General features: G+C 62.7%; 7 protein-coding genes. All 7 read left to right on the top strand.

The features are described from left to right. A partial coding sequence (locus ABI213_RS21970; RefSeq protein ID WP_348008262.1) for an aminotransferase class I/II-fold pyridoxal phosphate-dependent enzyme occupies positions 1-414 on the top strand: 414 nt, incomplete at its 5' end. After that, the gene (gene hisB, locus ABI213_RS21975; protein ID WP_348008263.1) at positions 411-1,013 is read left to right on the top strand and encodes an imidazoleglycerol-phosphate dehydratase HisB; all 603 of its coding nucleotides are present in this window, start codon (positions 411-413) and stop codon (positions 1,011-1,013) included. The genes ABI213_RS21970 and hisB, both read left to right, overlap by 4 nt. A 60-nt stretch (positions 1,014-1,073) precedes the next feature. Further along, complete coding sequence (gene hisH, locus ABI213_RS21980) at positions 1,074-1,736, top strand: imidazole glycerol phosphate synthase subunit HisH (protein ID WP_348008277.1); 663 nt, start codon at positions 1,074-1,076, stop codon at positions 1,734-1,736. Between the two features lie 30 nt (positions 1,737-1,766). After that, on the top strand, positions 1,767-2,510 hold the full coding sequence (hisA, locus tag ABI213_RS21985; protein WP_348008264.1) for a 1-(5-phosphoribosyl)-5-[(5-phosphoribosylamino)methylideneamino]imidazole-4-carboxamide isomerase: 744 nt from the start codon (positions 1,767-1,769) through the stop codon (positions 2,508-2,510). Then, the gene (locus ABI213_RS21990) at positions 2,503-3,342 is read left to right on the top strand and encodes a D-hexose-6-phosphate mutarotase (RefSeq protein ID WP_348008265.1); all 840 of its coding nucleotides are present in this window, start codon (positions 2,503-2,505) and stop codon (positions 3,340-3,342) included. The genes hisA and ABI213_RS21990 overlap by 8 nt, the downstream gene beginning before the upstream one ends. A gap of 15 nt (positions 3,343-3,357) precedes the next feature. Beyond that, positions 3,358-4,140 (top strand): imidazole glycerol phosphate synthase subunit HisF, encoded by a 783-nt coding sequence (gene hisF, locus ABI213_RS21995; RefSeq protein WP_348008278.1) that lies wholly within the window; start codon positions 3,358-3,360, stop codon positions 4,138-4,140. Between the two features lie 437 nt (positions 4,141-4,577). Continuing rightward, the coding region (gene nirB / locus ABI213_RS22000; RefSeq protein WP_348028674.1) for a nitrite reductase large subunit NirB at positions 4,578-6,238 on the top strand (1,661 nt) is incomplete at its 3' end.

Raw genomic sequence — 6,238 nt, forward strand, 5'->3', positions numbered from 1 at the left:
GGCCTGGCCGGTGTGCGCCTGGGCTATTTGATCGGCCCGCAGGCGCTGGTGGCCGAGATCGACAAGGTGCGCCCGCCCTATAACGTCAGCGTGCTGAACTGCGAGTGCGCTTTGTTTGCGCTGGCGCATTTAGAGGTTTTTGCAGCCCAGGCGCAGGAGATACGGACACAGCGCGCTATCGTTTTCGCAGCATTGGGGGTTTTGCCGGGCGTGAAAGTCTGGCCCAGCGATGCGAATATGCTGTTGGTCAGGGTGCCTGATGCGGCCAAAACCTTCGAAGGCATGAAGGCCCAAGGCGTGCTCATCAAGAACGTTTCTAAAATGCATACCTTGCTGGCAAATTGCGTACGCATCACCATTGGCACCGCCGAAGAGAACGAACGCATGCTGGCCGCCTTCCAAACCACGATATGACCACCTTAGCCCCCCGCACCGCCGAAGTTACCCGCAACACGAATGAGACCAAAATCACCGTGAAGCTCAACCTGGACGGCACCGGCAAGTCCACGCTGCACACCGGCATCGGCTTCTTCGACCACATGCTGGACCAGATCGCCCGCCACGGCCTGATCGACCTGGACATCCACTGCGAAGGCGACCTGCACATCGACGGCCACCACACCGTGGAAGACGTGGGCATCACCCTGGGCCAGGCCGTGCACCAGGCGGTGGGCGACAAAAAGGGCATCCGCCGCTACGGCCACGCCTACGTGCCGCTGGACGAGGCGTTGAGCCGCGTGGTGATCGATTTCTCAGGCCGTCCCGGCCTGGAAATGCACATCCCGTTTACCAGCGGCATGATCGGCACATTCGACAGCCAGCTCACCTACGAGTTCTTCCAGGGCTTTGTGAACCACGCCTTTGTCACCCTGCACATTGACAACCTGAAGGGCGTGAACGCCCACCACCAGGCCGAAACCGTGTTCAAAGCCTTTGGCCGCACCCTGCGCGCCGCGCTGGAGCTGGATCCGCGTTCGGTGGGCGTGATTCCATCGACCAAGGGTAGCTTGTAAAGTTTTAAGTAAAATAGGCCTCTAACGCTTATATAACCTGCGCAAGCAGCTACGACATTGATAGCAAATAAAACGGTCGCCGTGGTGGACTACGGCATGGGCAATCTGTTCTCGGTATCCCAAGCCGTGATGCATGTGGCAGCGGCCAGCGGCTACACCGTGGTGGTGACCTCCCGTCCCGAAGACGTGATGGCGGCAGAGCGCATCGTGCTGCCCGGCCAGGGTGCCATGCGCGACTGCATGCGCGAGTTGCACGACTCGGGCCTCAAAGAAGCCGTGCTGGATGCCGCCCGCAACAAGCCGCTGATGGGCGTGTGCGTGGGCATGCAGATGCTGCTGGACCACAGCGAAGAGCAAGACACGCCCGGCCTGGGCTTGATCCCCGGCACCGTGCGCCGTTTTGACCTGGCGGGCCGCCTGCAAGCCGACGGCAGCCGCTTCAAAGTGCCGCAGATGGGCTGGAACCAGGTACAGCAGCAAAGCCACGGCGGCCAGCGCCACCCGGTGTGGGGCGAGGTGCCAGACAACAGCTACTTCTACTTTGTGCATAGTTTTTACGCCGATCCGTCGGATGCACGCCACAGCGCGGGCTTGACGGAGTACGGCGCAGCGTTTAGCGCGGCGATTGCACGTGATAATATTTTTGCGACACAATTCCACCCAGAGAAGAGCGCCGAACACGGTTTATCCCTGTACCGCAACTTCCTCCACTGGTCTCCCTAATTTTTTTACCAACCCGCTGTTCACGGCACCATGCTTCTTATTCCTGCAATAGATCTGAAAGACGGCCACTGCGTACGCCTCAAACAAGGCGACATGGACCAATCCACCACCTTTGGCGAAGATCCCGCCGCCATGGCCCGTAGCTGGGTCGACAAGGGTGCGCGGCGGCTGCATCTGGTGGACTTGAACGGCGCGTTTGCGGGCAAGCCCAAGAACGAGATGGCCATCCGCAAGATCCTCAAAGAGGTAGGCGGCGAGATCGACGTGCAGTTGGGTGGCGGCATCCGCGACCTGGACACCATTGAGCGCTACCTCGACGCGGGCCTGCGCTACGTCATCATCGGCACGGCAGCGGTCAAGAACCCCGGTTTTCTGCAAGATGCCTGCACCGCGTTTGGCGGCCACATCATCGTCGGCCTGGATGCCAAGGACGGCAAGGTCGCCACCGATGGCTGGAGCAAGCTCACCGGCCACGAAGTGGTCGATCTGGCCAAGAAGTTCCAGGACTACGGCGTGGAATCCTTTATCTACACCGACATTGGCCGCGACGGCATGCTGTCGGGCATCAACATCGAAGCCACGGTCAAGCTGGCCCAGGCCCTGCACACGCCGGTGATCGCCTCGGGCGGCCTGAGCAACATCACCGACATCGAGCGCCTGCTGGACGTGGAAGACGAAGGCATCGAAGGCGTGATTTGTGGCCGCGCCATCTACACCGGCGACCTGGATTTCACCTCGGCCCAAGTGCTGGCCGACAATTTCGGCGATGTCTGAGTTGCAGGCCTACCCCGAAGTCTTTCAGAACCAACCCTGCCTGCGCCTGGACCACGCCTGTGGCGACACGGTGCTGGTAGCTTTGCACGGCGCGCACATCCTGTCGTGGACCAGCGGCGGGGCAGAGCGGCTCTATCTCAGTCCCCAAGCGGTGTTCGACGGCCACACCGCCATCCGTGGTGGCGTGCCGATCTGCTTTCCGCAGTTCAACATGCGCGGCAGCCTGCCCAAGCACGGCTTTGCCCGCACGTCCGCGTGGACGGCATTGCCCGCCGAAGACACGCTGGAGGCATTGGAGTTGCAACTTTGCAGTAACCCAGCCACGCTGGCCCTTTGGCCGCACCCCTTCACCGTCACGCTGCGCGTGGAGATGGCGCCCGGCACACTGCAATGCAGCTTTACCGTAGACAACACCGGCTCCGAGCCGCTGGACTTTGCGTTGGCGCTGCACACCTACCTGCGCGTGCACGATTTGCCCCTGTTGCAACTGCAAGGCCTGGCCGCACAGCCCTACTGGGACGATGTGGCCCAGACCAACCGGCTGGAGCCGGGCACGGTGACGTTTGACGGCGAAGTCGATCGCGTCTACCAGGCCGCGCCCGAGCCGCTCACGCTGCTCGATGGCGAAGTGCAGCTGCGCATCGTGCAAAGCGAGAACCTGGCCGACACCGTGGTCTGGAACCCCGGTGCCGACAAATGCGCCGTTATGTCCGACATGCCCGATGCGGGCTACCAGCAGATGCTGTGCGTCGAGGCCGCGCAGGTCAACACGCCCGTGACGCTTGCGGCGGGTGAACAGTGGACCGGCTGGCAACGCATCAGCGTTCTTTAATTTTTGGAAACTTTCATGCTGGCCAAACGCATCATTCCCTGCCTGGACGTGACCGGGGGCCGGGTTGTCAAAGGCATCAACTTTGTCGAACTGCGCGATGCGGGCGACCCAGTGGAAATCGCCGCGCGCTACAACGACCAAGGCGCGGACGAGCTGACCTTTCTGGACATCACCGCCACCAGCGATGGCCGCGACCTGATCTTGCACATCATCGAAGCCGTGGCTTCGCAGGTGTTCATCCCGCTGACGGTCGGCGGCGGCGTGCGCACCGTGGAAGACGTGCGGCGGCTGCTGAATTCGGGGGCCGACAAAGTCAGCTTTAACTCGGCGGCCATCAGCAACCCCGAGGTCATCGAAGCCGCATCGGCCAAGTACGGCGCGCAGGCCATTGTGGTGGCCATCGATGCCAAACGCCGCACGTTAGAGGACGCTGCCACCCGCGGCCCCGGCTGGGATGTGTACAGCCACGGTGGTCGCAAAAACACCGGCCTGGATGCCGTGGTCTGGGCTACCGAGATGGCGCGCCGCGGTGCGGGCGAAATCCTGCTCACCAGCATGGACCGTGACGGCACCAAGTCCGGCTTCGACCTGGCCCTGACCCGCGCCGTGAGCGACGCCGTCAGCGTGCCGGTGATCGCCTCTGGCGGCGTGGGCAACCTCGACCACCTGGCCGACGGCGTGAGCCTGGGCGGTGCCGACGCAGTGCTGGCCGCCAGCATCTTCCACTACGGCGAATACACCGTGGCCCAGGCCAAGGCGCGCATGGCCGAGCGCGGCATTCCGATTCGGATTTCTTAAGCCAAATAAGCCTCTGGCGCAAGTACTACCTGCGCTGGCAGCTATTTTTTAGATAGCAAACGCAAGTCAGGCGTTGCGCCCCAATGTGGTGATGGACAGCCCCTTGATGATGCGGCTCCATCGTGTATGTGCCCCCATGGCGCGCACTTTTTCGCATCCATCCCAGTCTTTGCTGGCTTCAGAGGCCTAAATCCTTGGCATGGATACTGCTTGCCCCTGCTTGTCCACAGGTAAAGCTGCCCGCGGAGCGATACACCCCTCCGCTAATGAAGGCGGAACCCCCGATTGACCTAGAGCTGGGTCGTTTGGATGTTCCAACCCACACCCGTGCTTTCGCGGAGGCTGCTTTGCATCGTATGTTCCTGGTCTAGGCCGGGGCTACTATGTGGTGCACCTTTTTCCTGCGATTCGCCCCGGGTCATTGCAGGATAAGCATGATGAAAATAGTTTTAGTTGGCCACGGCATGGTGGGCCACAAGTTCCTCGAAAGCCTGGCCGAAACCGGCCTGACCGATGTCGAGGTCACGGTGCTGTGCGAAGAACCCCGTGCGGCCTACGACCGCGTACACCTCTCCGAATTCTTCAGCGGCAAAACAGCCGACGACCTTTCCTTGGTCGAGCCCGGCTTTTTCGAACGCACCGGCTTCAGCCTGCGCCTGGCAGCCCGGGCGGCCTCGGTAGACCGCCGCGCCAAAACCGTCACCACTCTGGACGGCGACGTGCTGCCCTACGGCAAGCTGGTGCTGGCCACCGGCTCCAACCCCTTTGTGCCCCAGGTGCCGGGGCGCGAGCGCGAACACATCCACGTCTACCGCACGATTGAAGACCTGGAGGCCATGCAGGCATCCGGTGCCAAGTCCAAAACCGGCGTGGTGGTGGGTGGTGGCCTGCTGGGACTGGAATGCGCCAAGGCGCTGCGCGACATGGGCCTGGAAGCCCACGTGGTGGAATTTGCCCCCCGCCTGATGACGGTGCAGGTGGACGAAGGCGGTGGCCGCGTGCTGCGCGCCAAGGTGGAAGAGCTGGGCTTGACCGTGCACACCGGCCGCAACACCTTGGAGATTACCGACGGTGCCCGTGGCCGCCACCGCATGGTGTTTGCCGATGGCACGCACTTGGAAACCGACATGATCGTGTTCTCTGCCGGTATCCGTCCGCGCGACGACCTGGCCCGCCAGTGCGTGCTGGCCATCGGCCCGCGCGGTGGCGTGGTGATCGACAGCGCCTGCCGCAGCAGCGACCACGATGTCTACGCGATTGGCGAATGCGCCTCCTGGAACGAGCAGGTGTTTGGCCTGGTGGCCCCCGGCTACGACATGGCCCGCGTGGTGGCCCGCCACATTGCAGGCGATGCGGACGCGGCTTTTGTCGGTGCCGACATGAGCACCAAGCTCAAGCTGATGGGCGTGGACGTGGCCAGCATCGGCGACGCCCAAGGCCGCACGCCCAAGAGCCGTAGCTGCCAGTACGTGGACGAGCTGCGTCAGATCTACAAAAAAATCGTCATCAGCGAAGACGGCAAACAGCTGCTGGGCGCGGTGCTGATCGGCGACGCGACCGAATACGGCACGCTGCTGCAGATGGCGCTGAACGGCATTGCCCTGCCTGCCGACCCCGAATTTTTGATCTTCCCGTCCAGCGACGGCAAGGCCAAACCCGGCCTGGGCGTGGAGGCACTGTCCGACACCGCCCAAATCTGCTCCTGCAACAACGTCAGCAAGGCTGGCATCTGCGCGGCAGTGGGCGAGGGCGCGTGCACCGTGGCCGAGATCAAGGCCTGCACCAAGGCCGGTGCCACCTGCGGCGGCTGCGTGCCGCTGGTCACCCAGGTCATGAAGTTCGAAATGGCCCGACGGGGCATGGCCGTCAACAACCATATTTGCGAGCACTTTGCGTACTCGCGCCAAGAGATCTACCACCTGGTGCGCGTGGGCAACATCAGGAGCTTTGATGCGCTGATGGCCCAGCACGGCACCGGCCTGGGCTGCGACATCTGCAAGCCGGTGGCGGCCAGCGTGCTGGCATCGTGCTGGAACGATTTTGTGCTTCAACGCGACCTGGCCGGTCTGCAAGACAGCAACGACTACTACCTGGGCAA

The organism is Rhodoferax sp. (assembly GCF_039922535.1).
Taxonomy (GTDB): Bacteria; Pseudomonadota; Gammaproteobacteria; order Burkholderiales; family Burkholderiaceae_C; genus Rhodoferax_B.

Coding starts and splice junctions, on each gene's coding strand:
- hisB (WP_348008263.1), top strand. CDS start 411: ATGACCACCTTAGCCCCCCGCACCGCCGAAGTTACCCGCAACACGAAT.
- hisA (WP_348008264.1), top strand. CDS start 1,767: ATGCTTCTTATTCCTGCAATAGATCTGAAAGACGGCCACTGCGTACGC.
- ABI213_RS21990 (WP_348008265.1), top strand. CDS start 2,503: ATGTCTGAGTTGCAGGCCTACCCCGAAGTCTTTCAGAACCAACCCTGC.
- hisF (WP_348008278.1), top strand. CDS start 3,358: ATGCTGGCCAAACGCATCATTCCCTGCCTGGACGTGACCGGGGGCCGG.